Genomic DNA, 24,815 nt, shown 5'->3' on the forward strand with positions numbered 1-24,815 from the left:
GCCGGATCAGAGCAGGGGTCAGGCGTCGGCGGCCTGGACCCGGAGCGCGCGCTCGGTGCCCGCGAGGCTCTCGGACACGATGCGGCGCAATGCCGGCGTCTCCGGGTGCTCCTCGAGCCACGCGGCGGCGGCGTCCCGGAGCTCGGCCGACGCGAGCGGCGCCGGGTAGAGGCCCGAGACGATGGTGTCCGCCATGTGGTAGCTGCGCTCGGCCCAGATGCGCGTGAGCACCTCGAAGTACTTCGGCACGAGCCCCTCGAGCAGCACCGGGCTGTTCACGTGCTGGAACCCGACCGTGGTCTGGCGCACGATGGCGTTCGGCAGCTCGGACGAGTCGACCAGCGACGAGAACGCCGCCAGCTTGCCCTCGGCCGTGGGGATCGTCGCCCGGGCGCGGGCAGCAGCCTGCTCACCCGACGCGGTCTTGTCCGCGGCGAGCTCGGCGTCGATCTCGGCGTTGTCGGCGGCACCCGCGAGCACGAGGCCCTCGAGCAGCTCCCAGCGCAGGTCGGTGTCGATCTCGAGGCCCTGCAGCGTGACCGTTCCGTCGCGGAGGCCCTGCAGGGTCGCGACGTGCTCGGGCGTGGACGGGACCTGCGCGAAGAACTTCACGAACTGGAACTGCGCGTCCGAGCCGGCCTCGGCCGAGGACGCGAGCTGCCAGAGCGTGTCGCCGACGGTGCGGACCGTGGCCTCGACCGAGCCCGGCGCCACGTAGTTGCGTGCGGTGAGCAGCAGCTGCGAGAGCGTCGTGCGGATGGTCGTCGACTCGGTCTCGGTCGCGATGTTGCCGAGCACGAGGCGGACGTAGTCGCTGGCCGGGGACTCGGCGTCGCGCGTGGCGTCCCACACGGAACCCCAGACGATCGAGCGGGCGAGCGGGTTCGCGATCGACGCGAGGTGCTCGATCGCGGTGCGCCGGGAGTGCTCGTCGAGACGGATCTTGGCGTAGGCCAGGTCGTCGTCGTTCAGCAGCACGAGGTCGCCGCGCTGGACGCCGACGAGCTCGGGCACCTCGGTGCGGGCACCGTCGACGTCGATCTCGACGCGGTGGACCCGCTCAAGCTTGCCGCCGGCGGAGGCCGTGTCGGCGCCGAACGGCGCGGACTCGTCGTTCCGGAAGGCGTACACGCCGATCGCCAGACGGTGCGGGCGCAGCGTCGGGTAGTCGGCGGGGGCTTCCTGCAGGACGGTGAACGACGTGATGACGCCGGACTCGTCGGTCTCGATCTCGGGACGCAGGGTGTTCACGCCCGCGGTCTCGAGCCAGAGCTTCGACCACTCGGTCAGCTCACGGCCGCTCGTCGCCTCGAGCTCGACGAGCAGGTCGCGGAGCTCGGTGTTCGAGTGGTGGTGCTTCTTGAAGTACGCGGAGACACCGGCGAAGAACGCGTCGATGCCGACCCAGGCGACGAGCTGCTTGAGGACCGAGCCGCCCTTCGCGTAGGTGATGCCGTCGAAGTTGACCTGGACGTCCTCGAGGTCGTTGATCGTCGCGACGATCGGGTGCGTCGAGGGGAGCTGGTCCTGGCGGTAGGCCCAGGACTTCTCCATGGCCTGGAACGTGGTCCAGGCCTCGGTCCACTCGGTGGCCTCGGCCGTGGCGATCGTGGAGGCCCACTCGGCGAAGGACTCGTTGAGCCACAGGTCGTTCCACCACTTCATGGTGACCAGGTCGCCGAACCACATGTGGGCGAGCTCGTGCAGGATCGTGACGACCCGGCGCTCCTTGATGGCGTCGGTGACCTTCGACCGGAACACGTAGGTCTCGGTGAAGGTGACCGCGCCGGCGTTCTCCATCGCACCAGCGTTGAACTCCGGTACGAACAGCTGGTCGTACTTGTCGAAGGGGTAGGCGACGTCGAACTTCTCCTCGAAGTACGCGAAGCCCTTCTTCGTGATGTCGAACACGTACTCGGGGTCGAGGTACGAGGCGAGCGACTTGCGCGCGAAGACGCCGAGCGGGATCGTCCGGCCGTCGCGGCTGGTCAGCTCGTCGCGCACGACCTCGTACGGGCCGGCGACGAGCGCGGTGATGTAGCTCGAGATGCGCGCGGTGGGCGGGAAGGCCCAGGTCGCGACGTCGCCGTCGACGTGCGGCTCCGGCGTGGGGGAGTTCGAGACGACCTGCCACCGCGACGGCGCCGTCACGGTGAAGGAGAACTCGGCCTTCAGGTCGGGCTGCTCGAACACCGCGAACATGCGGCGGGAGTCCGGGACCTCGAACTGGGAGTACAGGTACACCTCGTCGTCCACCGGGTCGACGAAGCGGTGCAGGCCTTCACCGGTGTTCGTGTACAGCGCGTCGCTGACGACCACGAGCTCGTTCTGCTCCTGCAGGTCGTCGAGCCGGATGCGCACGCCGTCGTTGACCGCCGCGACGTCGAGCGCCGTGCCGTTCAGCGTGATCGAGTGCACGGTCTTCGTGATGGCGTCGATGAAGGTCGATGCGCCGGCGGTGGCGGTGAAGCGCACCCGCGTGGTGCTGCCGAAGCTGTCGGCGCCGCGGGTCAGGTCGAGCTCGACGTCGTACGTCTGCACGGCGACGACGGCCGCGCGCTCCTGGGCTTCGATTCGGGTGAGGTTCTCTCCGGGCACGCAACGCTCCATCTTCGCTGGGGACGCGGACGATCGGTGTCCGCGTACGGGGCCCCGGACGGCGTCGTGCGCCGGCGGGACGATGGGTTCCAGCCTAGCGACGCCGCGTACGCTCGGATCGTGACCGAGACGACTGTGGACAACCCGACCGACCCCACCACCGCGCGCACCGCCGTGGAGTTCTGGTTCGACCCGAACTGCCCCTGGGCCTGGATGACGAGCCGCTGGGTGGGTGAGGTCGCCGAGCACCGCGACCTCGACGTGACCTGGAACGTGATGAGCCTGTTCGTCCTCAACGAGGACCAGGACGTGCCGGAGAGCTACAAGGAGCGTCTGCACGCCGGTCAGGTCTACCCGCGCATCGTCACGGCGGCGCGGCTCCGGCTCGGGCAGGACATCGTGAAGCCGCTCTACGACGCCCTCGGTGAGCACATCCACCACCGCCAGGAGTCCGACCCCGAGCAGGTCGTCCCCGCCGTGCTCGCCGAGCTCGGCCTCGACGCCGACCTGCTCGAGTACGCCTGGACGGACGAGGTCGACGCCGCCGTGCGCGCCAGCCACCAGGACGGCATCGACCGCGTCGGACAGGACGTCGGCACGCCGGTCATCGCCGTCGAGGGCACCGCGTTCTTCGGACCGGTCATCTCCCCGGCGCCCAAGGGCCAGGAGGCGCTCGACCTGTGGGACGGCGTCGTCGCCGTCCGAAGTACCCGGGCTTCTTCGAGCTCAAGCGCTCGCGCACCGTCGGCCCGATCTTCGACACCACCGACTGACCCGGTACCGACCGGCGGGGGACGGGCGGCCGGGAGGCCCGTGGTGCGCCCGCCCCGCCCGTCCCGTCAGACGAGCGGCAGGCGCATGAGCGTCAGGTCGAGCCAGCGGTCGAACTTGCGTCCGACCTCGGGCACGACCGCGACCGTGGTGAACCCCAGGCGTTCGTGCAGGGCGATCGACCCCGTGTTGGTGCTGCAGATCCCCGCGATCATGACGTGCCGCCCCTCGGCGGTGGCCCGCGCGACCAGCTCGGCCATCAGGGTCGTCGCGATGCCCCGGCCGCGGAACGTCTCGACCACGTAGACGCTGTGCTCGACGGTCTGCCGGTACCCGTCCGGTTGCCGCCACTGCGAGTACGTGGCGTACCCGGCCACGACGCCGTCGACCTCGGCCACGACCACCGGGTACCCGCCGCCCTGCCGCTCGGCGAGCCACCCGTCGAAGTACGCACGCGGGTGCGGGGTGTCCTGCCAGATGGCGGTGGAGTGCAGCACCGCATCGACGTGCAGGGCGTGCACGACGTCGAGGTCGGTCGGGGTGCAGTCGCGGATCACGACCCCGTTCGTCGCATATGCTGTCGTCATGTCTCACATCGTAGACGACGCGCACGCCGATCCCGCAACCGGCGCCGACGACACCTCGGTCGCCGAGCAGCGGGCGCTCGGTGAACGCCTCCAGCGCCTCCGCACCGAGCGGAAGTGGAGCCTCACCGAGCTGGCCGAGGAGTCCGGCGTCTCCCGCGCGATGATCAACCGCGTCGAGCGCGGGGTCTCCAGCCCCACCGCGACGATCCTCGGTCGCCTGTCGGGTGCCTTCGGTCTGACGATCTCGCAGCTCCTCGACGATGCCCTGGAGCACGAGGTGCCCAGGGTGACGGACCCCGACGAGGCGCGCGGGGTCCAGCGCGGCGCGACCGCCGATTCCTGGACCGATCCCGACACCGGGTACCGCCGCCGTCCGGTCTCGAGCGCGGCGTTCCCCGCTGACGTCACCGAGGTGCGCCTCCCGGCCGGCCGCGAAGTGGCCTACCCGGCGTCCGCCTACGCGTTCCTGCGGCACTGCATCTGGGTCGTCGACGGCGTGCTCGAGGTCGTCGTCGGCGGCGAGCCGACGCGCCTGGCGGCGGGGGACCGGATCGAGCTCGGCGACCCCGCCGACGTCGTCTACCGCAACCCGGGCGAGGACCCCACCCGGTACCTCGTGGTGGTGGTCCGCGCGCCGTAGTCCGTGGTGGTCCGGGCCCCGGAGCCGCAGGAATATGATCGGTTCCATGCGCATCCACCTCGGAACGGACCACGCCGGCCTCGAGTTCAACAAGACCCTCGCAACCCACCTGACCGAAGCCGGGCACGAGGTGGTGGACCACGGTCCGACCGAGTACGACGCGCTCGATGACTACCCCTCGTTCTGCATCAACGCCGCGCACGCCGTGGTGCAGGACCAGCGCGCCGGCGTCCAGGCCCTCGGTGTCGTCTTCGGCGGTTCCGGCAACGGTGAGCAGATCGCCGCCAACAAGGTCGAGGGCATCCGCGCCGCGCTCGTCTGGAACGAGTCGACCGCCCTGCTCGCCCGGCAGCACAACGACGCCAACGTCATCTCCATCGGTGCCCGCCAGCACACCGAGGACGAAGCGATCCGGTTCGTCGACCTGTTCATCGCCGAGCCGTTCTCCGGCGAGGAGCGCCACGCCCGTCGCATCGCCCAGCTCGCCGAGTACGAGACCACCGGGCTGATCGCCGGCCGCCAGATCGACGCGTAGTCCGACCCGTCAGGGGTACCGGGTAGAACGGTAGTCATGCCCGAGGGTCACTCAGTCCACCGCATCGCCAACCAGTTCACCCGGCACTTCGTCGGCAAGCGCTGCGAGGTGTCGAGCCCCCAGGGGCGCTTCGCCGCCGGGGCCGCGCAGCTCGACGGCAAGCGCATGATCGCCGCGCGTGCGGTGGCGAAGCAGATGTTCCTGGAGTTCGAGGGCGACCTGTTCCTCCGCGTCCACCTCGGGCTGTACGGGGCGTGGGACTTCGCGGGCGTGATCTCCACCGCCGAGGCGCTGTCCGACGACGACGACCGCGAAGAGTCGCTCAGCTCGATCGGTGCACCGCGGCTCGCCCGCTACCGGATGGCCGAGCAGGAGAAGGCGGAGGACCCGATCGAGTCCTTCCCGCCGGACCCGGTGGGCCAGGTCCGGGTGCGGATCCTCACCGAGGACACCGTCGCCGACCTGCGCGGCCCGACGGCGTGCGTGGTGGAGACCCCGGCCGAGGTGCAGCGTGCGCTCGACAAGCTCGGCCCCGACCCGATGAACGACGACGGGCCCGAGGCCGAGAAGACCTTCGTCGACAACGTCCGCCGTCGGAACGTCGCGATCGGGCAGCTGCTCATGGACCAGTCCGTCGTGGCCGGCATCGGCAACATCTACCGCGCCGAGCTGCTGTTCCGGCAGCGCATCGACCCGTACAAGCCGGGCAAGAAGATCACCGTCAAGCAGGCCAAGGCGCTCTGGGCCGACTGGTCGAAGCTGCTGCACGACGGCGTCCGCGACGGTCTGATGATGACGATGGACGACCTGTCCGAGGCCGACCACAAGAAGGCCCTGCGTTCACGCAAGGACCGCCACTGGGTGTACCACCGGCAGGGCGAGCCGTGCCGGGTGTGCGGCACCGAGATCCGGATGGCCGACATGGCCGGCCGGAAGCTCTACTGGTGCCCGAAGGACCAGAAGTAGCCCACGGGGCACGGGCACACCCGCGCGCTCACAGCTCCCGGTACGTGAACCGTCCGGCGACGGCCGTCCCGAGCACCCGCATGCCACGCAGTGCGGCGGACGAGGACGCGGCCAGCGGGTCGGTCTCGACGAGCACCAGGTCCGCCACGTCGCCGACGGACACCCCGACGCGCCCGTCGGTCGACCCCTGCCACGCGACGAGTGCCGAGAGCCGTTCGGCCGGGTGCCACGGGTCCCGCCCGTCGCGGTCCCGCCCGACGGCCGCCGCCATCGACACCCACGGGTCGAGCGGCGCCACCGGCGCGTCCGACCCGAGCAGCAGGTGCGCGCCGGCCCGGGCGAGCGAGGCGAAGGCGAACGCCCGGTCGGTGTGTCCGGCCCAGTGCCGGTCGGCGATGTCCCGGTCGTCCATGGCGTGTTCGGGCTGCACGGACGCGGCGACTCCCAGCCGGGCGAACCGGTCGACGTCGGTGTCGACGAGCAACTGCGCGTGCTCGATCGTGCCGCGGGCCCCGACGGTCTCGAAGACGTCGAGCGCCAGGGTGTTCGCACGGTCGCCGATCGCGTGGATCGCGGGGACGAGTCCGGCGTCGACGGCACGGCGGGTGATCGCGACGAGGTCCTCGAACGGCCAGGCGAGCACACCGGAGCCGTCGGTCATGGCGGCGGTCCGGGTGCCGAGCGACCCGTCCGTGACCACCTTGAACGGCCCCATCGTGAGCAGGCCCCGCGTGCCGTCGACCACGTCGCCGGTGCGCAGTCCCCGGGCGATGGCCTCGTCGAGCTCGGCCGGGTACACCCCGGACGCGACCCGGATCGCGTCGGTGCCGGCGTGGATCCGGCGGCGCCAGCGGTCGAGCCCGAAGCGCATCTCGAGGTCGACCACGCCCGTCACCCCGCGGGCTGCCGCAGCCTCGGCAGCGTCCGCCACGTAGGCGTCGAGCAGGTCGTCCGGCACCTGCGACAGCGCTCCGGTCACGTCGAACGCGTCCTGCTCGCGCAGGACCCCGTCCTCACCCGCCTCGAGCGGGCGGCCGACAGCAGCCGAGAAGTGCGCGAGCGCGAGGGCGTTGCACCACACCGCGTGCAGGTCCGCGCTGATCACGACGACCGGGAGGCCCGGTGCGGCCTGGTCGAGCAGCTCGCGTCGCGCAGGGCGCGGCCACATCCCGTCGCGGTAGCCGTGTCCGACCAGGACGCGGTCCGTCACGCCCGCCCGCGCGACGGCGGCGAGCAGGTCGGCGGTCGCCTCGGCGGAGTCGCAGCCGGTGACGTCGACGCGGCGGCGGACGAGCGCCCACTGGTCGAAGTGCGTGTGGTGGTCGCGGAGCCCCGGGCCGAGCCAGGCGCCGGCGGCCTCGACGACGTCGGTGTCGACGCTCCTGGGGTCGAGGGTGCCGGTCGGTGCGATCTCGGTGACGCGACCGTCGACGACGCGGACGTCGGCAGGGGCCCCGGAGGTGCCCACCCGCCGGACGGTGCGGAGCAGGATGTCCGTCACGACGCCTCCAGGCCGTTCGCCGGGGACGGGACGGGCCGGACCCGCTCGACCTCGTCGGCGAGCGCCGGCGACGCGTAGGGGCCGTCGCCCCGCAGCCCGGCGACGATGCGGTCGATCACCTCGGGAGCCTTGTTCTGCGACAGCTTGGCGCGGGCGTCGAACCGGGTGACGCGGATCCGGATGCCGACGGTGCCCTTGGCCATCCGGCGAGCGGTCTCCTCGTCGATCTGCAACGACACGGGCGAGGGCATGACCCGCTCGAAGTGGTCGACGAGTTCGCCGAGCACCCGGAAGTTCTCGTCGTCGGACAGGATCTCGGGGGTGCCCCAGACGTGGGCGGTGACGTGGTTCCAGGTGGGCACGAACTGCTCCGGCGGGTACCAGGCGGGGGAGACGTAGCCGTGCGGGCCCTGGAACACGACGAGGACCTCGTGCCGTCCGAGTTCGTGCGCGACCTCGTCGGGGCGGCCGACGTGGGACACCAGCACGAGGGCGTCCGGGTCGTCGTCGGGGCCGGGGGTCTCGAGCAGCACCGGGTAGTGCGACGCCACCAGCCCGGCCGCGGTGTGCGACACGATCGTCGCCCACGGGTTCCCGGTGATGAGGCGTCGGACCTCGTCGACGTCGGTCATCAGGAAGTGCGGTGTGTGGCGCATGTTCCGAGCGTGGCACAACGGGCCCGGTCGCGCGACGGGTGTCGTTTCGTCAGTGTTTCTGCGCGGTAAAACTCTCAGAGCGCATTGAAAGAAGTCTTGTGGTCGGGATTCGAACCGTCCTAGCTTTCCCACCACGACGACCGGGCAGGGATCCGGCCGCACCCGATCGAGGAGAGATCATGCGACGCAGGACGATCGCCGCGCTGGCCGCGGCGGCAACCTTGGCACTGGTGGCGACCGGCTGTTCGGCGGGCGGCGCGGCTGACGACGACGCTCCCTCGAGCCTGGTCTACGCGACCGGCGAGCCCGATCACCTGACCCCGGGCCGGCAGACCGTAGCCTTCGACCAGGTGATGAGCGTGTTCGCGCCGCTCACCCAGACCGACGCCGACGGTGATCTGCAATACGTCGCGGCGAAGAGCGTCGAGAGCGACGACGCCACCACGTGGACGATCACGCTGCGGGACGGCTGGACGTTCCAGAACGGCGAGGCCGTCACGCCGGAGAGCTACGTGAAGGCCTGGAACCACGTCGCCTACGGCCCGAACGCGTGGGAGAACAGCGGTCAGCTCGCCGGGATCGTCGGGTACACCGACCTCAACCCGGCGAAGGGCACCCCGAAGACCAAGGAGATGTCGGGGCTGAAGGTCACCGGCAAGGACACCTTCACGGTCACGCTCACCCACGCGGACAGCCAGTTCCCCCTGCAGCTCAGCCAGGCCCAGACGGCGTTCTACCCGATGCCCGAGGCCGCGTACGACGACCTGAAGGCGTACGACAAGAAGCCGATCGGCAACGGCCCGTACGAGATGACGAAGGCGTGGAAGGCGGACCAGGAGTTCACCGTCACGGCCTGGAAGGACTACGAGGGCACGAAGCCCGCCACCGACGAGGTGACCTTCCGCAGCTACTCCGACATGAACACCGCGTACACCGACGTCCTGGCCGGCAACGCCGACGTGCTGTTCCTGCCGACCGACAAGATGACGAGCGCGAAGGCCGACTTCGGCGACCGCCTGCACTCCTTCGACGCCCCCGGCATCGACTACCTCGGATTCCCGCTGTGGGACGACCGGTACTCCGACCCCGACGTGCGCCGCGCGATCTCGATGTCGATCGACCGTGACGAGGTCAACGACGCGATCTACGGCGGCCTGTACGACCCGGCCACCGCGCTGACCCCACCGTCGATGTCCGGCACCGAAGAGGGCATCTGCGGCGACGCCTGCGAGTTCGACCCGGCAGCGGCGAAGAAGCTCCTCGCCAGTGCCGGCGGCTTCGACGGCACCATGACGCTCGTCTACCCGGGCGGCACCGGCCTCGACTCCCTGTACGAGGCGTACGCCAACCAGATCCGGCAGAACCTGGGCGTCGACGCCGAGGCGAAGGCCACCACCGACTGGGCGTCCTACTACTCGGAGCTCACCGACAAGACCGTCGCCGGCCCGCACTTCGGCCACTGGGGCGCGCTGTACATCAGCCAGCAGAACACGCTCCGTGCGCTGTTCACCACGGCCGGCGGCTGCTCCCCGTGCACCGGCTACTACCAGTCCGACGACGTCGACTCGCTGCTCGAGAAGGCCGACTCCGCCGGCTCGCAGGACGAGGCGAACGGGTACTACACGAAGACGCAGCAGGCCGTCCTGAAGGACTTCCCGATCGTCCCGACCTTCTTCGACAAGTACTCGTACGTCACGAGCGACAAGATCGCGAAGCTGCCGGCGGTGGCGGGCAGCCCCGTGATCGCGCAGATCGCCGTGAAGTAGGGCGGGGCATGGAGCAGCACACCGTCCTCGACCTGGTCCGCGACGTCCCCGACCGCGACGGCTTCCCGCTCGTCGACGACCTGCACGCCCGGTTCGCCGCGCTCGCCGCGGCGCACCCCGACCGGGTCACGGTCACCCGGATCGGCACGAGCCGCCTCGGCGAACCCCTGCACAGTTACCGCATCGGCACCGGGTCGCACGCGGCCGTCGTGGTCGGCGGGGTGCACCCGAACGAGCCGATCGGTTCGTGGACGGCACTGCACCTCGCCGAGACGGCCCTCGGTGACGAGCGGGTGCAGGCGCTCGACGTCACCTGGCACATCGTCCCGACGATCGACCCGGACGGCATGCGGCTCAACGAGGCGTGGTTCCACGACCCGCACGACCGCGTGTTCTACTCGCGGCACTTCTACCGGCCCGCTCCGGACAGCCAGGTCGAGTGGACGTTCCCGAACAGCTACAAGTCGGTGTACTTCGACCAGGTGCTGCCCGAGACGCTCGCGTTCATGCGGCTCATCGACGACACCGAGCCGGACCTGCTCGTGAGCCTGCACAACGGTGAGATGGGCGGGGTCTACTACTACCTGTCCGAGGACCTGCCCGACGTCGTCGAGACCCTGCACGCGGTGCCGGCCGCACTCGGGCTGCCGCTCGACACCGGGGAGCCGGAGTCCCCGTACCTGCGGGAGCTCGCCCCGGCCGTGTTCGCGATGGACGGCATCGAGACGGCGTACGCCTACCTCGAGGAACTCGGCGTCGACCCCGGCGAGCACATCCACGGCGGATCGAGCGCGGCGTGGGCGATGCGGCACGGCGCCCTCTGCATGGTGGCCGAGCTGCCGTACTGGAGCCACCCCGACGCCGACGACCAGACCCCGACCGGCGAGCCGTACGCCGACCTGCTGCGCCGGTGCGCGGACGAGCTCGGCGCCTCGGGTGCGGAGCTGCAGGCGTTCCTCGACGAGGCATCGCCGATGCTCACGATCCCGTCCCCGTTCGTCGAGGCCTCCCGTGCGTTCGTCCCGATGCTCGCCGGGATCGCGGACACCGACCGCCGCCGTGCCGAACGGGAACCGGCCGACCGGACGGCCACCGTCGCGGAGCGCTTCGGATGCGAGGACCTCGTCCGCTGCTTCCGCCTGCGCTACGGCGGCATGCTCCTGCGCGCCGTCGAGGCGGAGACGACCGCCGGCACGGCGTCCGCGCCGCTCCGGCGGCTCCGCGACCGCCTGGCCGAGCGCTACGCGCGCTGGCAGGCGGACGCGTCGACGGGTGCGCAGCCGATCCCGGTGGGGAAGCTCGTGGGCGTGCAGTACGGGGCGATCCTCGCCTGCGCGGCGCACGTGGCGGACCCGACCCACGCCTCCCGTCCGCCCCTGATCACCACGGGACAGACGGGAGGCGCGTGATGCGTCCGACGCTCGCCGTCGGTCGCCGACTCGGCGGCCTGGTCATCGTGTTCCTCGGGGTGACCTTCCTCATCTACGCGATGACGTTCGCGCTGCCCGGTGACCCGATCAAGGCGCTCGGCGGCGAGCGCCCCCTCACCGACTCGGTCGTGCGGGCGCTGCGGGCGGAGTACCACCTGGACCAGCCGCTGTGGCTGCAGTACGTGCAGTACCTGGGCGGCCTGTTCCGGGGTGACTTCGGCACCGACTTCAACGGGCAGTCCGTCGGCGAGCAGATGGCCTCGCGATGGCCCGTGACGATCACGCTGGCGCTCAGCGCCTGGGCGCTCGAGATCGTCCTCGGCATCGGGCTCGGCGTGGTCTCGGCGCTCAGGCGCGGCACCGTGCTCGACAAGACGGTGCTCGTCGGCACCATCGTCGTCGGAGCCGTCCCCGTGTTCGTGCTCGGCGTGGCCCTGCAGCTGGTGTTCTCGGTGCGGCTCCACTGGTTCCCGGTCGCGGGCGTCAGCGCCGGGTGGCCGACCGCGTACGTCCTGCCGGCGTTCGTGATCGCCCTGTTCGGCCTGGCCGCGGTGTCCCGGCTCACCCGGACGTCGATGATCGAGACACTCGACGCCGACTACGTGCGGACGGCCCGCGCCAAGGGGCTCGCGCCGGGCCGGATCGTCGGCGTGCACGTCCTGCGGAACTCGCTCATCCCGACCGCCACCTACCTGGCGACCGACCTCGGGTACCTGATGGGCGGCACCGTCATCATCGAGGGCATCTTCAACCTGCCGGGCGTCGGGAACCTGCTGTTCCAGGGCATCCGCTCGCACGAGGGTGCCGTCGTCGTCGGCATCTCGACCGCCCTCATCCTGGTGTTCCTCGTCACGAGCGTGCTCGTCGACCTGCTGCACGCCGCCCTCGACCCGCGCGTCCGGACAGGAGCCTCCCGATGACCACCGAAGCCCTCGGCGCCACCGTCGACCCCGTCGTCGGGGTCCGGCGTCGGCCACTGCTCGCCGCCGCACGGACGCCGGGGTTCTGGGTGCCCGCGTCGGTGCTCGTGGTGGTCCTGCTCATCGCGGCGTTCCCGCAGCTGTTCGCCGGGCTGTTCGGCCACGGCGACCCCCGGGTGTGCGACCTCGGCCGGAGCGGGGCGTCAGCGACCGCCGGGCACCCGTTCGGCTTCGACCTGCAGGGCTGCGACGTGTACGCGAACGTCATCTGGGGCACCCGGTCGTCGATCGCCGTCGCGGTGCTCACGACCCTGCTCGCCGGCATGGTCGCGGTCGTCGTCGGGACCGTCGCGGGCATGGTCGGCGGATGGGTGGACGCCGTCCTCGCCCGGCTCACCGACGTGTTCCTCGGGTTCCCGTTCCTGCTCGGCGCCGTCGTCGTGCTGAACAGCGTGGGGGAGCGGTCGGTGCTCACCGTGTCGCTCGTGCTCGCCCTGTTCGGGTGGCCGACGATGGCCCGGCTCGTGCGGTCGAGCGTCCGCAGCGTCCGGGGCGCCGAGTTCGTGCTCGCCGCCCGGACGATGGGGTTGTCGACGTGGCGGATCACCACCCGGTACGTGCTGCCGTCGTCGATCTCGCCGCTGCTCGTGCTCGCCACCATCACCGTCGGTGGGGTCATCGTGTCCGAGTCGTCGCTGACCTACCTCGGCATCGGGCTGGAGCGTCCGGCGATCTCGTGGGGGCTGCAGCTGTCCGCGGCGACGTCGCAGTTCCTCCGGGCCCCGCACATGCTCATCGCGCCGGCGGCGTTCCTCGCCGTGACCGTGCTCGCCGTCATCGCGCTCGGCGACACGCTGCGCGCCGCACTCGACCCGCGTCGGCGCTGACGTGCGTCGCGGCGGGCACCGTCGCGACCGACGCGCCAGACTCGAACCACCGCCCTTCGAAAGGACCACCGTGACCGACACCCTCTCCGCGTACCGGAAGACCCTGCCCTACATCCGCGAGTGGGTGTCGTACAAGGTGTGGCAGTTGCGGGTGCCCGGCGTGCAGGTCGCCGTCGGCTTCGGCGGCGAGGTCCTGTTCGACGAGGCCTGGGGCTACGCCGACGTCGAGGCCGGGCGCCGCCTGACCACCTCCGACCTGTTCCGCATCGCCTCGCACTCGAAGACCTTCACCGCGACGGCCCTGCTGCAGCTCGCCGAGCGCGGGTCGCTCCGGCTCGACGACACCGTCGGCACGTACGTCCCGGTCCTGGTCGACGGCGGCTCGCCGCTCGCCGACGCCACCCTGCGCGAGCTCATGGAGATGGGCGCCGGCGTCATCCGCGACGGACACGACGGCGACTACTGGTCCCTGCTCCGCCCGTTCCCCGACGAGCAGGAACTCCTGGCGCTCGTGCTCGACCGGGGCCAGAAGGTGCCGACCGGCTCGTCGTTCAACTACTCGAACCTCGGCTACTCCCTGCTCGGCCTGGTCATCGCCGCGGTGTCCGGGCAGTCGTACAACGACTTCGTGCGCGAGTCGATCACCGAACCCCTGGGCCTGCGGAACACCGGCCCCGACTGGGACCCCGCACGCGCCGACGACTTCGTGGTCGGGTACACCGGCTTCCACACCGCCCGGCACCGGCAGCGCATCGACCACGTCGACACCCGCGCGATGGCCGCCGCCACCGGGTTCCACGGCACCGCGTCCGATCTGGTCCGCTACTTCTCGCAGCACGTGATCGGGCAGGGCACCCTGCTCGACGACCACTCCAAGCGCCTCGCGCAGCGGAAGGCCTGGAGCGCCACCGACGACCCCGCGGCCCGCGGCTACGGTGCCGGGTTCATCGTCGACCGGATCGACGGACGCGAGATCCGCGGCCACTCGGGTGGGTTCCCCGGCCACATCACCCAGTCGATGTTCGACCCGGCGTCCGGGCTCGTCGTGTCCGTGCTCACGAGTGCCGCCGCCGGACCCGCCACGCTCGTCGCCACCGCGGTCATCGCCATGCTCGACGCCGCGGCCGACGCCGACGCCCCGGGGACCCCGGTACCCGACGACGTCGACACCGCCACGTTCACCGGACGCTTCGCCAACCCGTGGGGCGTCACCGACGTCGCCCGGATCGGTGACCGGCTCGTCGAGGTCGACCCGTCCGGCGCCGAGCCGATGGACACCCCCACCCGACTCGAGGTCGTCGACGCCGACACCCTGCGGATGACCCACGGCAACCGCTTCGGCTCGGTCGACGAGGACATCACCTACACCCGCGACGAGGACGGCACCGTGCGGGCGATCCGTGGCGGTGGCGGCATGTCGCAGGAGCCGTGGTCGATCCCGGACGAGCGACCCGAGGTGGCCGCCGGGCTGGCCTCGTGACGGACGACAGGGGCGCCGACGGCACCGACGGCGCCGGCACCGACGCCGACGACGACCGGCTGCTCGGACCGGAGCGCCAGGCGTTCGTCGAGGAGTTCGCCCTGATGCTCAACGACGGCGCTGGCATGCCCCTCACCGACGCCCGGGTGCTCGGCTACCTGATGATGACCCGCGCACCGCACTCGTCGTCGTCGGACCTGCAGGCAGCGCTCGGTGCCAGCTCGGGGTCGGTGTCGATGGCCACCCGACGGCTCGTCGACTCCGGGTTCGTGAAGCGCCACATCGTCCCCGGCGAGCGCAGTCACTACTTCCGCGCCGAGGCCGACGTCTGGGGCTCCTGGCTCGCCAGCGAACGGAAGTACCTCGACCGGCAGCGCGACATCATCGGCCGCGGGCTCGCCGTCGTCGAGGGCGCCGGCCGCACCGGCACGGGCGACGTGGACGCCGAGGTCCGCGAGCGTCTGCTCAACGGCCGCGACTACATGCAGTGGCTGCAGGGCTACCACCGCAAGATGCTCGAGGAGTGGGAGGCCTTCAAGGCCGCCCGCGACGACACCGACCCCCCGGAGACCCCATGAGCGGCACCACCGACGTCCTGACCGTCGAGCACCTCACCGTCACCTTCGACGTGGACGGCGAGGTGGTCCGCGCCGTCGACGACGCCTCGTTCACCGTGGCCCGGGGCGAGGTCGTCGCGGTCGTGGGGGAGTCCGGCTCCGGCAAGAGCATGACCGCGATGACCGCGATGGGCATCGCCCCCGACGGTGCGCGCGCCTCGGGGAGCATCCGGCTCGGCGACCTCGAGGTCATCGGCACCGACGAGCGCACCCTCCGGTCGGTCCGGGGCCGCAGCGTGTCGATGATCTTCCAGGACCCGTCCGCGGCGCTGAACCCGGTGTTCACCATCGGGTTCCAGCTCGCCGAGGCCGTCCGACGCACCGACGGCCAGCACGACCGCGCCGCCGTCCGGGAACGCTCGCTCGAGCTGCTCCGCGCCGTGGAGGTCCCCGAACCCGAACGCCGCCTGGGCCAGTACCCGCACGAACTCTCCGGCGGGCAGGCCCAGCGCGTGATGATCGCGATGGCGCTCGCCGCCGACCCGGACCTGCTCATCGCGGACGAGCCGACGACCGCCCTCGACGTCACCGTGCAGGCCGAGGTGCTCGACGTCCTCCGCGCGCTGCGCGAGCGCACCGGCACCGCGATCCTGCTCATCACCCACGACATGGGCGTCGTCGCGGACCTCGCCGACCGCGTGGTCGTGATGCGCCGAGGCCGCGTCGTCGAGACCGGCACCGCCGAGGCGGTCTTCGCCGCACCGTCCGCCGACTACACGCGCGAACTCCTCGCTGCGGTCCCGCGCATGGGCACCGGGTCCGGTCTGGAGGCCCGGCTCGGCTCCGCCACGGAGCCCCCGGCCGCCGTCCTGGACGTCCGGCACCTCGTGGTCGAGTACGGCGGCGCCCTGCGCGGGCGCTTCCGTGCCGTCGACGACGTGTCGTTCACCGTCGGCCGTGGCGAGATCGTCGGCCTGGTGGGGGAGTCCGGCAGTGGCAAGACCACCATCGGCCGGGCCGCGGTGGGCCTCGCGCCGATCACCTCGGGCTCGGTGGTCGTCGACGGCACCGACGTCGCCGGCGCACGACGAGCCGCCCGCCGGCAGATGCGCCAGCACGTCGGCGTGGTGTTCCAGAACCCGCTCCGGTCGCTCAACCCCCGGTACACCGTCGGGCAGACCGTCGCCGAGCCGCTCCGCCAGATCCTCCGGCTGCCGGCGGTGCAGGTCGAGGAGCGTGTCGAACGGCTCCTCGCCGACGTCGGTCTCGACGGCGGGTACGCCGAGCGCTACCCGCACGAACTCTCCGGCGGCCAACGGCAACGCGTCGCGATCGCCCGCGCGGTGGCGCTCGACCCCGCGCTCCTGATCGCCGACGAGCCGACGAGCGCACTCGACGTGTCGGTGCAGGCCCGCGTGCTCGACGTGTTCCGCGAGCTGCAGGAGCGCCTCGGGTTCGCGTGCCTGTTCGTCACGCACGACCTCGCCGTGGTCGACACCCTGTGCGACCGGGTCGTCGTGCTGCACGGTGGCCGGGTCGCCGAACACGGCACGCGCGACGCCATCCTGCGCTCGCCCCAGGACCCGTACACACGACGGCTCATCCAGGCCGCCCCGGTGCCGGACCCCGGGGAGCAGGCACGCCGACGCTCCGAGCGTCTGGCGGCCCGCGCGGGCTGAGCCGGAGCCGGAGTGTGCGTCGACTCCCGCTGCTCTGCCCGGCGAGGGACGGACGTTCGTGTCCGCGCGATGACGGTTCCGGTTCGCGCCGCCCGGGGATCGTGAACCAGAACCGTCAACGAGGTGGGAACGCGTGCCCATCCGCCCCGGCTCGCCGCTCGCCGACGACACGCCCGTCCGACGCCAGGTCGTCGTCCAGACGGCGCGGTCGACTTGACTGTCGTTCGAACACACGTTCGAATACCGTCGTGGGACGGCGTCGCGAGAACCGGTGGCAGCCCCCGGAACACCCGGAGGTCGAGCGTCCGCGCGCGTACTCCCTGTCCGAGGACGCCCGCGGCGGCGACGTCTGCCACGCCGTCACCCCGAAGCCGGTCTGGGCGTGGATCCAGTTCCCGACCTTCCACGTCCGGGTGAAGGCCTTCGCCAAGAGCTGGACCCGCGACGCCGTGCTGGTGGAGTGGGCGCAGTTCGGGCAGCAGGCCGAGGCGTGGGTGTGGCGCTCCGCGGTGAAGCACCGCACGCTCCGTGCCGACCGGGACAGCGCGAACCGGAGTCCACAGAACGCACTGCGTTGACTTCCACCCGCACCCCGAGGATGGTTTAGCGAGCGCGGGTTCAGCAAGTAACTCACTGATCGAGGCATTCGATCCGGACCCGTTCTCACGAAGGAGGCACCATGAAGAACGCAGCGGTGCCGTCCTGGGTCGCCCACGTGCTCACCCCGCCCGAGGTCATCAGCGCCTACGTCGAGCGTCGGATCAACGATCCGTCCCTCCTGTCGGGTGAGCAGTCGGAACCCACGTACGCAGACTTCCTGCGCGACGAGTAGACGGTCTTCTCAGGAGGCCCGGATCACGCACCGCCGTCGGCGGACGTGATCCGGGCCTCCTCTTCGTTCACCCCGTGCTTCCGCCGCGTCGGCGACGGGCCGAGAGCGTCACGCCGACGCTCGCGGCGGTGACGCACGCCAGGGCGACCGTCTCGAGCACCGAGAGCCCCTCGGCCAGCACGACGAGGCCGGCCAGGGCAGCGATCGCCGGGCCGAGGCTCTGCAGCACGCCGAACACGCGTGTCGGCATCCGGCGGAGCGCGAGCATCTCGAGGGCGTACGGCAGCACGCTGGACAGCACGGCGACGGCGCCGAAGACGAGCAGGAGCGTCGGTTCGCGCAGGACGCCGTCGACCGCGGACCGGAGCCCGAACGGCAACGACACGAGCATCGCGACCACCATCGACACGACGAGCCCGTCGACGCCGGGGATCGCGGCGCCGACGTGCCGGTTCATCACGATGTAGCCCGCCCAGCACGCGGCAGCGAGGACCGCCCAGACGACCCCGCCCACCTCGGTCACCGCGGTCGGGCCGACGCCGAGCAGCACGACCCCCGCGAGCGCCAGCACGGCCCACAGTGCATCGCGCCAGCGCCGGGTGTGCACGAGCGACAGGGCGAGCGGCCCGAGGAACTCGATCGTCACGGCGACACCGATCGGGATGCTCGCGAACGACAGGTAGATGAAGACGTTCATGCCGCCGAGCGCCAGGCCGAGGCCGACCGCACCGAGCCACTGCGCCCGCGTCCAGTGCCGGACGCGGGGACGGACCACCAGGGCGAGCACGACGGCGCCGATGACGAGCCGCAGCGTGGCGGCACCGACCGCGCCGACGTCGTCGAAGTGGGTCTTCGCGATCGCGGCGCCGAGCTGGACGGACACCATCGCGGTGAGGGCCAGCAGGGGTGCGGGGACCCGGTTCATCCTTGGGCTCGGCTCATCCTCGGGCTCGGCTCATCCGAGGTAGGCGAGGACGGCGAGGACGCGGCGGTGGTCCTCTCCGGTGTCCTCGAGCGCGAGCTTGCCGAAGATGCTCGACACGTGCTTCTCGACGGCTCCGGTGCCGATCACCAGGGCGCGGGCGATCGCGGCGTTCGTGCGGCCCTCGGCCATCAGCCCGAGCACGTCACGCTCGCGCGGGGTCAGGGCTGCGAGCGGGTCGCGGCGGCGGCTCATCAGCTGCGTGACGACCTCGGGGTCGAGCACGGTGCCCCCGGCGGCGATGCGGCGGACGGCGTCGTCGATCTCCTCGAGCCGGGTGACGCGGTCCTTGAGCAGGTAGCCGATGCCGGTCGCGCCGGCCGCGAGGACGTCCTCGGCGTAGGTGGCCTCGACGTACTGGGAGAGCAGGAGCACACCCGTCCGTGGAGCGATCCGGCGGGTCTCGACGGCGGCGCGGACACCCTCGTCGGTGAAGGTCGGCGGCATCCGCACGTCCATCACCACGACGTCGGGTGCACCCTCGGGCAGCGTCGCCAGGAAGGCCCGGGCGTCGGAGTACTGCCCGATGACGTCGATGCCGGCCTCGTCGAGCACGCGGGCCAGGCCCTCGCGCAGCAGGACGGCGTCGTCGACGACGACGGCCCGGATGCGTGCTGCATCCGGGCCGTCTGTCATGCCGACCAGCCTAGTGGGAGCGCGGGCGCCCCCGTGGGGTCACGACCGCTGGTTCGCCGCCGTCGGGACGCCGTTCAGGGCACCGAGGGGGATCCGGGCGGTGGCCTCGGTCGGGCCACCCTCGGGGCTCGAGACGACCAGGTCGCCGTCGAGGGCCCGCATGCGGCCGATCAGGCCCTCGATCCCGTGGCCCTGCTGCGGTCGGGCACCGCCCCGGCCGTCGTCGGTGACGCTGACCGTCAGGTACCAGAGGCCCGAGGCGTCGACGACCAGCCCGAGGTACACCCCGGCGGTGGTGGCGCCGGCGTGCTTCATGGTGTTCGTCAGCAGCTCGCTCACCGTGAAGTACACGTTGCGCTGGATCTCCGTGGCGAGCTCCAGGCCCTCGGGCAGCCGGACGTCCAGACCGACCGGGATCGGGGTGCGGGCGACCAGTGCCTCGAGCGCCGCGACGAGTCCGCGGTCGAGCAGGATCGGCGGAGCGAAGCCGCGGGACAGGGCGCGCAGTTCGTCGAGGGCGTCCTGGGCGTGCTCGGACGCCTCACCGATGAGCTGCTTGGCCTTCTCGGGGTCCTTCTCGAAGGCGCGCTCGGCGGCGGACAGGTCCATGCGGAGTCGCACCAGCCGCTGCTGCGGGCCGTCGTGCAGGTCGCGCTCGATCTGGCGGAGTGCCTGCCCCTCGGCGGTGACGGCACCGGCGCGGGAGGCCTGCAGGCCGGCGACGCGCTGCTCGAGCTGCTCGGCGCGGAAGCCGCCCAGCAGGCCGAAGTCGACCCAGTAGTGCGCCAGGACGGATCCGCGGGCCCAGAGCGGGAAGAGCACGACCGAGGCGGCCATCGACAGCAGGCCGAGGGCGCCGACGCCGGTCACGAACCCGACGCTGTCCGTGAAGTAGCCGACCCGGACGTTGTTCGCGAAGTACAGTCCGCCCACGACGATCGGCCAGGCGAAGCCGACGAGCAGCAGTGCACCGGTCCCGACGGTCACGACCGCGACGAGCGGGTAGACGACCGCGGCGTGCAGCAGGTAAAGCCAGTAGTGCGGGTTGGCGACGGCCGAGCCGGTACGGGTCCACCAGTTCTGCTGCCACCGGGGCGTCCAGTCCACCGGGCGGATCGGGCGTCGGTCGGCCCAGCTCATGCGGAGCTTCTCGAACTGTCCGAGCCACCGCGCCACGAACAGCGCGATGAAGAACATGAGCAGGACGAAGGGGTTGAACAGGTCCCGGAACCCGCCACCGAAGATCGCCGTCGGGAACGCGAAGTACAGCGTGCAGAGCAGCACGGCGGTGAGCGCCATGTAGCCGAAGTCCCGCGGCAGGCGCCTCCACGCGTCGTGGTAGAACTGCCCGGCGGTCATGCCGGACCCGCGACCGGAACCACCGACCGGACCGGACCCGACCCGCGGGGTGGCGCTCCACGACGCCGGCGGGGACTGCGGGGCGTCCTGGGGGTCCTGCTGGTGCTGGCGCGGGTACTGGGGCATCGGCTTGGTGGCTCCAGGGGGCACGGAGTCGCCCAGCGGGACGGTCTGGGCCTGGTCGGGCGAAGGCGTGACGTCGTCCAGCGGGACGGTTCGCGCCTGGTCGAGGCGGTCGGTGTCGGTCATGCATCCAGCCTCGCGATCGCGGAGCCGTTCCCCCATCCTGCCCTCTCCCCACCCCGGGTGGGGTTATCCCCCCTCTTCCACAGGTCGCCCGATCCACGCCCGCGCGTCCTGCCCGTGGATCACGCTCGTCGGATGGCTGATGCGCTCCGAGCACTGATCGACGCCGTCGGGCTCCAGGTGGGGCCGGGCACCGAGGTCCGGTCCGACGACGAGGCGTGGACGCTCGACGTCGAACCGACGGGCACCCACGTCTGGGTGGCGACGCGGTCCCGTTCCGTGTGGATCCGGCGCGGAGACGACATCGCGATCGTCGACGCCGGCACCGCCGCCCTCGTCGAAGGGCACGCGACGATCACGATCAGCACGGGCCCCGAGCGCTCCGGCCCGCCCCGCGTCGCGGAGACGTACGCGTTCCCGCACGAGGCGCTCTTCGCGCTCACCGGTGTCCTCGTCGGTGCCGCAACGCTCGGCCCGCTCGTCGACGAGGTCCTCGCACTCCCGCCCATCGCGAGCACCGGCCCACCCGGTGCGCCCTCGCCAGACGTCGGCCTCGCGCTGCGCCACGTCGGGCACCTCGACGGCGGGAGGTGGCACGGCGCGCAGCAGCAGGCCCTCGCCCGGCTCGTCGTCACGACGGTGCTCCGCGACAACCCGCCCCCGATGCTCGGCGACAACGGTCTCGCGCGGATCCTCGACCGCCTGTTCGATCCGGCTGGTCCGTCGTCTCTGCAGGGCATCCTCGTCGGTGTCCGGATGTCGGAGCGCGCCCTCGAGCGCCGGTGCGCCGCAGCAACGGGATGCTCGCCCGCGCAGCTCGGCCGCTGGTACCGCAGTCTCGCCGTCCGCAGCGCACTCACCCGTGGCGACCGCCCGTCCGACGTCGCGACACGCTTCGGCTTCAGCACGACGTCGTCCATGCGGCGAGCCCTCGAGCGGGTCCGACCCCCGACGACCCGCCGGTGACCGTCGACCGCGGGGAAGGAGGTTCCGATCCGCATCGATGACGGTTCTGGTTCACGATCCTCGGGTTTCGTGAACCAGAACCGTCACGGCGCGGAGAAGACCACGTCGTCCCGCGTCGGTGCAGTGCAGTGCGGTGCGTGCGCCAGTTGCAGGCAGCCGCGCCGCGCTGCGGGAGGGGGAGCGGCGGCAGCGGGAGCCGGACCGGCGAGCACGGCGGGCGCCTGAGCGCGCGGAATCAGCGGCGGGAGCGGGAGCGCGCGGAATCAGCGGCGGGAGCGGGAGCGGGCGGAATCAGCGGCGGGAGCGGGAGCGGGCGGAATCAGCGGCGGGAGCGGGAGCGGGTCGTCGGCGCCGACGTCCGAAGCGGGTCAGGCGGGGGCGCGGCCGGTGGACTCGCGGACGCTCAGGGTGAGCGAGGGGCCCGGGCGTGAGGGGAGCGGGGCGCTGGCGTCGATCTGCGCGCGCAGCAGGGTCGCCGCACGCTGTCCGAGCTCGACCGTGTCGCGGGTGAGCGAGGTGATCGCCGGCCGGACGAGCCGGATCATCGCCGAGTCGTCGAAGGACACGATCGAGACGTCGCCGGGCACCGCGACGCCCATCTCGCTCGCCACGCCCAGCCCGGCGACGGCGAGCACGTCGTTGTCGTAGACGATCGCGGTCGGTCGGACGCTCCGGGACAGCAGGGTGCGGGTGGCGCTCGCGCCGGCCTCGGCCGAGTAGTCCGTCGGCACCGAGACCGCGTCGTCGAGCCCCTCGTCGGCAGCGAACGCCCGGAGCCGGTCCATGCGCATGGCGGTGTGCTCGAACTCGGGCCGCCCGGCGACGTGCGCGATGCGTCGGTGCCCGAGAGCGTGCAGGTACCGCAGAACGGTGTCGGTGGCGTCCGAGTCGTCGATCCAGACCGTGGGTGCTGCGCCGTCGGGGGAGGGGTGCGAGCCGACGACGACGGTCGGCATGCCGAGGTCGGCGAGCAGGGCGAGCCGGGCGTCGTCGCGACGAGGGTCGATCACGATCACGCCGTCGACACGGTGTCCGCGCCACCAGTCCCGGTAGGTCTCGAGTTCTTCCTCGGCATCACGCGCGACGAGCAGGTTCATGCCGACGTGGGTGCCGGCGAGCCCGAGCTGGATGCCGGAGATCAGGTCGCCGAAGAACGACTCCGTGCCCAGGGTCCGGGCCGGGCGGTTCAGCACGAAGCCGATGGAACCGGCCTTCGCGCCGCCGAGTGCCCGGGCCGCGGTGTGCGGCTGCCAGTCGAGCTCGCGGGCGATCTCGCGCACGCGGCGACGGGTCTCGTCGGAGACACCGGGGCGGTCGTTCAACGCGAACGACACCGCACTGATGGACACGCCGGCCCGCGCGGCGATGTCGGCGATCGTCGTTCGACGCTTGGTGGCCACAGGGTTGACTATAGCGCTTTAGTCATTCACAGTGGCTGCCACACACGGGTTCGGTGACTGCTGCTGAACCGGTTCAGCTATGACGAGGGAGTCAGACGCCATGAGGACCACCACACGCATGACGAGGGGCCGCGCCACCGCGCTGCTCGCGACGGCCGCCGCCACGGCGCTCGTCCTGACCGGCTGCTCGAGCGGCGGGAACGCGGCCGACAACGGCGGCGGCGAGATCAGCGGCACCATCACCCTGCAGACCTGGGCGCTCACGCCGACCTACACGGGGTACCTCAACGGGGTCATCAAGGACTTCGAGCAGGCCCACCCGGACGCGAAGGTCAAGCTGCAGGACCAGCCCGGCGACGGGTACGCCGACAAGGTGCTCAGCCAGGCCTCGTCGAACAGCCTGCCCGACGTGATCAACCTGCCGCCGGACATCGCCCTGCCCCTCGCGAAGCGCGGGTTCCTGCAGGACGTCGCGAAGGACGACTCGAAGCTCGCCAGCACGTACGTCGCCGGCGCGTTGGACTCGTACAAGTACAAGGGAGTGGACGGCACGTTCGGGTACCCCTGGTACCTCAACACCGACGTGAACTACTGGAACTCGACGATGTTCGCCAAGTGCGGCCTCGACGCGAAGAACCCGCCGAAGACCACCGACGAGCTGTTCACGCAGGCGAAGACCATGCACGACAACTGCCCGACCGACTACCTGATGAGCCGGAAGCCCGGCCTCGGTGACTTCACGCTCGCCGGCGTCAAGGTGCTCAACGCCGACGGCACGAAGTTCACCTTCGCCGACTCGTCCAAGGCCGCCGACCTGATCGACCGCTACAAGGACGCGTACCAGGACGGCTACATGCCCTCCAACGTGCTGAACAGCGACTACCTCGGCAACTCCACCCTGTTCACGCAGGCCAAGGTCGCCTGGACCACCGGTGGTGCCACCTCGCTCGCCGACTTCGAGAAGAACAACCCGTCGCTCAAGGGCAAGGTCACCGTCAGCCCCGCACTCGACACCCCGCCGCTCTACGTGCAGGGCCTGTCGGTCTCGAGCAAGTCGAAGCACCTCGCCACCGCCGAGGCCTTCGCGAAGTTCATGACGAACGCGGAGAACCAGGAGGCGTTCGCCCACAAGGTCAACATCTTCCCGTCCACCACGTCGTCGCAGTCCGACCCGTACTTCTCGAAGGACGACGGCACCGTGAACGGCGAGGCCCGGGTCCTCGCGAACGAGGCCCTGAAGACGGCGAAGGTCATCAACCCGGTCGAGGCGAACTCCGCGATGACGGACTTCCTCGACCAGCAGATCGCCCTCGCGATGAAGGGCCAGGTGGCGCCGAAGCAGGCGCTCGAGACCGCCCAGACCAAGATGAACAGCCTGCTGGCCAACGGCTGATCCGGCCCCGGAGAAGGAAGAGGGAGGA

Annotated in this window: 22 protein-coding genes and 1 pseudogene; 15 read left to right on the forward strand and 8 right to left on the reverse strand. The window is 71.4% G+C overall.

The window, feature by feature from the left end; all coding sequences use genetic code 11:
• Positions 1-18 precede the first annotated feature (18 nt).
• Positions 19-2,598, reverse strand: coding sequence for an aminopeptidase N (gene pepN / locus DEI98_RS12025; protein WP_111100859.1), 2,580 nt, complete (start codon positions 2,596-2,598; stop codon positions 19-21).
• A 213-nt stretch (positions 2,599-2,811) separates the two neighbouring features.
• Here pepN and DEI98_RS12030 point away from each other — a divergent pair.
• A pseudogene (locus DEI98_RS12030) lies at positions 2,812-3,371 on the forward strand (disulfide bond formation protein DsbA).
• Positions 3,372-3,437: 66 nt separating this feature from the next.
• On the opposite strand, the gene DEI98_RS12035 reads toward DEI98_RS12030, so the two are convergent.
• Positions 3,438-3,956 carry a GNAT family N-acetyltransferase gene (locus DEI98_RS12035; RefSeq protein ID WP_111100860.1) on the reverse strand — a complete coding sequence of 173 codons (519 nt, stop codon included), beginning with the start codon at positions 3,954-3,956 and terminating at the stop codon, positions 3,438-3,440.
• On the opposite strand from DEI98_RS12035, the gene DEI98_RS12040 reads away from it, so the two are divergent.
• From DEI98_RS12040 to DEI98_RS12050, 3 genes are read left to right on the forward strand one after another with little or no spacing between them, the layout of a single operon-like run.
• Entirely contained in the window at positions 3,955-4,596 is a 642-nt protein-coding gene (locus DEI98_RS12040) for a helix-turn-helix domain-containing protein (RefSeq protein WP_084741142.1), read from the forward strand. The two genes, DEI98_RS12035 and DEI98_RS12040, sit on opposite strands and share 2 nt — an antisense overlap.
• A 46-nt stretch (positions 4,597-4,642) precedes the next feature.
• Positions 4,643-5,131 (forward strand): ribose-5-phosphate isomerase, encoded by a 489-nt coding sequence (locus tag DEI98_RS12045; protein WP_027464669.1) that lies wholly within the window; start codon positions 4,643-4,645, stop codon positions 5,129-5,131.
• 36 nt (positions 5,132-5,167) lie between these two features.
• Entirely contained in the window at positions 5,168-6,097 is a 930-nt protein-coding gene (locus tag DEI98_RS12050; protein WP_071246661.1) for an Fpg/Nei family DNA glycosylase, read from the forward strand.
• A gap of 28 nt (positions 6,098-6,125) precedes the next feature.
• Here the strand turns inward: DEI98_RS12050 and DEI98_RS12055 are convergent, their stop codons facing one another.
• Entirely contained in the window at positions 6,126-7,598 is a 1,473-nt protein-coding gene (locus DEI98_RS12055) for an amidohydrolase (protein ID WP_111100861.1), read from the reverse strand.
• Complete coding sequence (locus DEI98_RS12060; protein WP_110864894.1) at positions 7,595-8,254, reverse strand: FMN-binding negative transcriptional regulator; 660 nt, start codon at positions 8,252-8,254, stop codon at positions 7,595-7,597. The genes DEI98_RS12055 and DEI98_RS12060 overlap by 4 nt, the downstream gene beginning before the upstream one ends.
• 179 nt (positions 8,255-8,433) lie before the next feature.
• Between DEI98_RS12060 and DEI98_RS12065 the strand changes: the two genes are divergently transcribed.
• The 9 genes from DEI98_RS12065 to DEI98_RS18690 all read left to right on the forward strand — a co-directional run bounded on the left by DEI98_RS12065 (position 8,434) and on the right by DEI98_RS18690 (position 17,805).
• Positions 8,434-10,020 (forward strand): ABC transporter substrate-binding protein, encoded by a 1,587-nt coding sequence (locus DEI98_RS12065; RefSeq protein ID WP_258370817.1) that lies wholly within the window; start codon positions 8,434-8,436, stop codon positions 10,018-10,020.
• Positions 10,021-10,028: 8 nt separating this feature from the next.
• Positions 10,029-11,429, forward strand: a complete 1,401-nt coding sequence (locus DEI98_RS12070) for a M14 family zinc carboxypeptidase (protein ID WP_111100862.1) — start codon at positions 10,029-10,031, stop codon at positions 11,427-11,429.
• Complete coding sequence (locus tag DEI98_RS12075; RefSeq protein WP_110864891.1) at positions 11,429-12,370, forward strand: ABC transporter permease; 942 nt, start codon at positions 11,429-11,431, stop codon at positions 12,368-12,370. Before DEI98_RS12070 ends, DEI98_RS12075 begins: the two co-directional genes overlap by 1 nt.
• Complete coding sequence (locus DEI98_RS12080) at positions 12,367-13,257, forward strand: ABC transporter permease (RefSeq protein WP_110864890.1); 891 nt, start codon at positions 12,367-12,369, stop codon at positions 13,255-13,257. The genes DEI98_RS12075 and DEI98_RS12080 overlap by 4 nt, the downstream gene beginning before the upstream one ends.
• Before the next feature lie 70 nt (positions 13,258-13,327).
• Positions 13,328-14,737 (forward strand): serine hydrolase, encoded by a 1,410-nt coding sequence (locus DEI98_RS12085; protein ID WP_258370835.1) that lies wholly within the window; start codon positions 13,328-13,330, stop codon positions 14,735-14,737.
• Positions 14,734-15,315, forward strand: coding sequence for a GbsR/MarR family transcriptional regulator (locus DEI98_RS12090; RefSeq protein ID WP_110864889.1), 582 nt, complete (start codon positions 14,734-14,736; stop codon positions 15,313-15,315). The genes DEI98_RS12085 and DEI98_RS12090 overlap by 4 nt, the downstream gene beginning before the upstream one ends.
• On the forward strand, positions 15,312-16,973 hold the full coding sequence (locus DEI98_RS12095) for an ABC transporter ATP-binding protein (protein WP_111100863.1): 1,662 nt from the start codon (positions 15,312-15,314) through the stop codon (positions 16,971-16,973). The genes DEI98_RS12090 and DEI98_RS12095 overlap by 4 nt, the downstream gene beginning before the upstream one ends.
• Positions 16,974-17,221: 248 nt before the next feature.
• A complete protein-coding gene (locus tag DEI98_RS12100) occupies positions 17,222-17,551 on the forward strand; it encodes a hypothetical protein (protein WP_035807629.1) in 330 nt (109 codons plus the stop codon).
• 101 nt (positions 17,552-17,652) lie between these two features.
• Entirely contained in the window at positions 17,653-17,805 is a 153-nt protein-coding gene (locus DEI98_RS18690; RefSeq protein WP_163343414.1) for a hypothetical protein, read from the forward strand.
• A 67-nt stretch (positions 17,806-17,872) separates the two neighbouring features.
• Here DEI98_RS18690 and DEI98_RS12105 read toward each other — a convergent pair whose 3' ends face one another.
• From DEI98_RS12105 to DEI98_RS12115, 3 genes are read right to left on the reverse strand one after another with little or no spacing between them, the layout of a single operon-like run.
• Positions 17,873-18,730 carry a DMT family transporter gene (locus DEI98_RS12105; protein WP_111095452.1) on the reverse strand — a complete coding sequence of 286 codons (858 nt, stop codon included), beginning with the start codon at positions 18,728-18,730 and terminating at the stop codon, positions 17,873-17,875.
• A 30-nt stretch (positions 18,731-18,760) separates the two neighbouring features.
• Entirely contained in the window at positions 18,761-19,423 is a 663-nt protein-coding gene (locus tag DEI98_RS12110) for a response regulator transcription factor (protein ID WP_027464682.1), read from the reverse strand.
• Positions 19,424-19,462: 39 nt separating this feature from the next.
• Entirely contained in the window at positions 19,463-21,031 is a 1,569-nt protein-coding gene (locus tag DEI98_RS12115) for a sensor histidine kinase (RefSeq protein WP_111100864.1), read from the reverse strand.
• A gap of 132 nt (positions 21,032-21,163) precedes the next feature.
• Between DEI98_RS12115 and DEI98_RS12120 the strand changes: the two genes are divergently transcribed.
• The gene (locus DEI98_RS12120; RefSeq protein ID WP_111100865.1) at positions 21,164-21,994 is read left to right on the forward strand and encodes a helix-turn-helix domain-containing protein; all 831 of its coding nucleotides are present in this window, start codon (positions 21,164-21,166) and stop codon (positions 21,992-21,994) included.
• A gap of 368 nt (positions 21,995-22,362) precedes the next feature.
• Here the strand turns inward: DEI98_RS12120 and DEI98_RS12125 are convergent, their stop codons facing one another.
• On the reverse strand, positions 22,363-23,394 hold the full coding sequence (locus tag DEI98_RS12125) for a LacI family DNA-binding transcriptional regulator (protein WP_071246680.1): 1,032 nt from the start codon (positions 23,392-23,394) through the stop codon (positions 22,363-22,365).
• A gap of 118 nt (positions 23,395-23,512) precedes the next feature.
• Here DEI98_RS12125 and DEI98_RS12130 point away from each other — a divergent pair, with 118 nt between their 5' ends.
• Positions 23,513-24,787 carry a sugar ABC transporter substrate-binding protein gene (locus DEI98_RS12130; protein WP_110864882.1) on the forward strand — a complete coding sequence of 425 codons (1,275 nt, stop codon included), beginning with the start codon at positions 23,513-23,515 and terminating at the stop codon, positions 24,785-24,787.
• Positions 24,788-24,815: the final 28 nt, after the last annotated feature.

Origin of the sequence: Curtobacterium sp. MCLR17_034 (assembly GCF_003234485.1) — a bacterium.
GTDB classification, from domain to species: Bacteria; Actinomycetota; Actinomycetes; order Actinomycetales; family Microbacteriaceae; genus Curtobacterium; species Curtobacterium flaccumfaciens.

Excerpts from the sequence above, each read along its gene's own strand:
- DEI98_RS12040 (WP_084741142.1), top strand. The coding sequence starts at position 3,955 with ATGTCTCACATCGTAGACGACGCGCACGCCGATCCCGCAACCGGCGCC.
- DEI98_RS12035 (WP_111100860.1), bottom strand. The coding sequence starts at position 3,956 with ATGACGACAGCATATGCGACGAACGGGGTCGTGATCCGCGACTGCACC.
- DEI98_RS12045 (WP_027464669.1), top strand. The coding sequence starts at position 4,643 with ATGCGCATCCACCTCGGAACGGACCACGCCGGCCTCGAGTTCAACAAG.
- DEI98_RS12050 (WP_071246661.1), top strand. The coding sequence starts at position 5,168 with ATGCCCGAGGGTCACTCAGTCCACCGCATCGCCAACCAGTTCACCCGG.
- DEI98_RS12060 (WP_110864894.1), bottom strand. The coding sequence starts at position 8,254 with ATGCGCCACACACCGCACTTCCTGATGACCGACGTCGACGAGGTCCGA.
- DEI98_RS12065 (WP_258370817.1), top strand. The coding sequence starts at position 8,434 with ATGCGACGCAGGACGATCGCCGCGCTGGCCGCGGCGGCAACCTTGGCA.
- DEI98_RS12070 (WP_111100862.1), top strand. The coding sequence starts at position 10,029 with ATGGAGCAGCACACCGTCCTCGACCTGGTCCGCGACGTCCCCGACCGC.
- DEI98_RS12075 (WP_110864891.1), top strand. The coding sequence starts at position 11,429 with ATGCGTCCGACGCTCGCCGTCGGTCGCCGACTCGGCGGCCTGGTCATC.
- DEI98_RS12080 (WP_110864890.1), top strand. The coding sequence starts at position 12,367 with ATGACCACCGAAGCCCTCGGCGCCACCGTCGACCCCGTCGTCGGGGTC.
- DEI98_RS12095 (WP_111100863.1), top strand. The coding sequence starts at position 15,312 with ATGAGCGGCACCACCGACGTCCTGACCGTCGAGCACCTCACCGTCACC.
- DEI98_RS18690 (WP_163343414.1), top strand. The coding sequence starts at position 17,653 with ATGAAGAACGCAGCGGTGCCGTCCTGGGTCGCCCACGTGCTCACCCCG.
- DEI98_RS12105 (WP_111095452.1), bottom strand. The coding sequence starts at position 18,730 with ATGAACCGGGTCCCCGCACCCCTGCTGGCCCTCACCGCGATGGTGTCC.
- DEI98_RS12110 (WP_027464682.1), bottom strand. The coding sequence starts at position 19,423 with ATGACAGACGGCCCGGATGCAGCACGCATCCGGGCCGTCGTCGTCGAC.
- DEI98_RS12115 (WP_111100864.1), bottom strand. The coding sequence starts at position 21,031 with ATGACCGACACCGACCGCCTCGACCAGGCGCGAACCGTCCCGCTGGAC.
- DEI98_RS12120 (WP_111100865.1), top strand. The coding sequence starts at position 21,164 with ATGGCTGATGCGCTCCGAGCACTGATCGACGCCGTCGGGCTCCAGGTG.
- DEI98_RS12130 (WP_110864882.1), top strand. The coding sequence starts at position 23,513 with ATGACGAGGGGCCGCGCCACCGCGCTGCTCGCGACGGCCGCCGCCACG.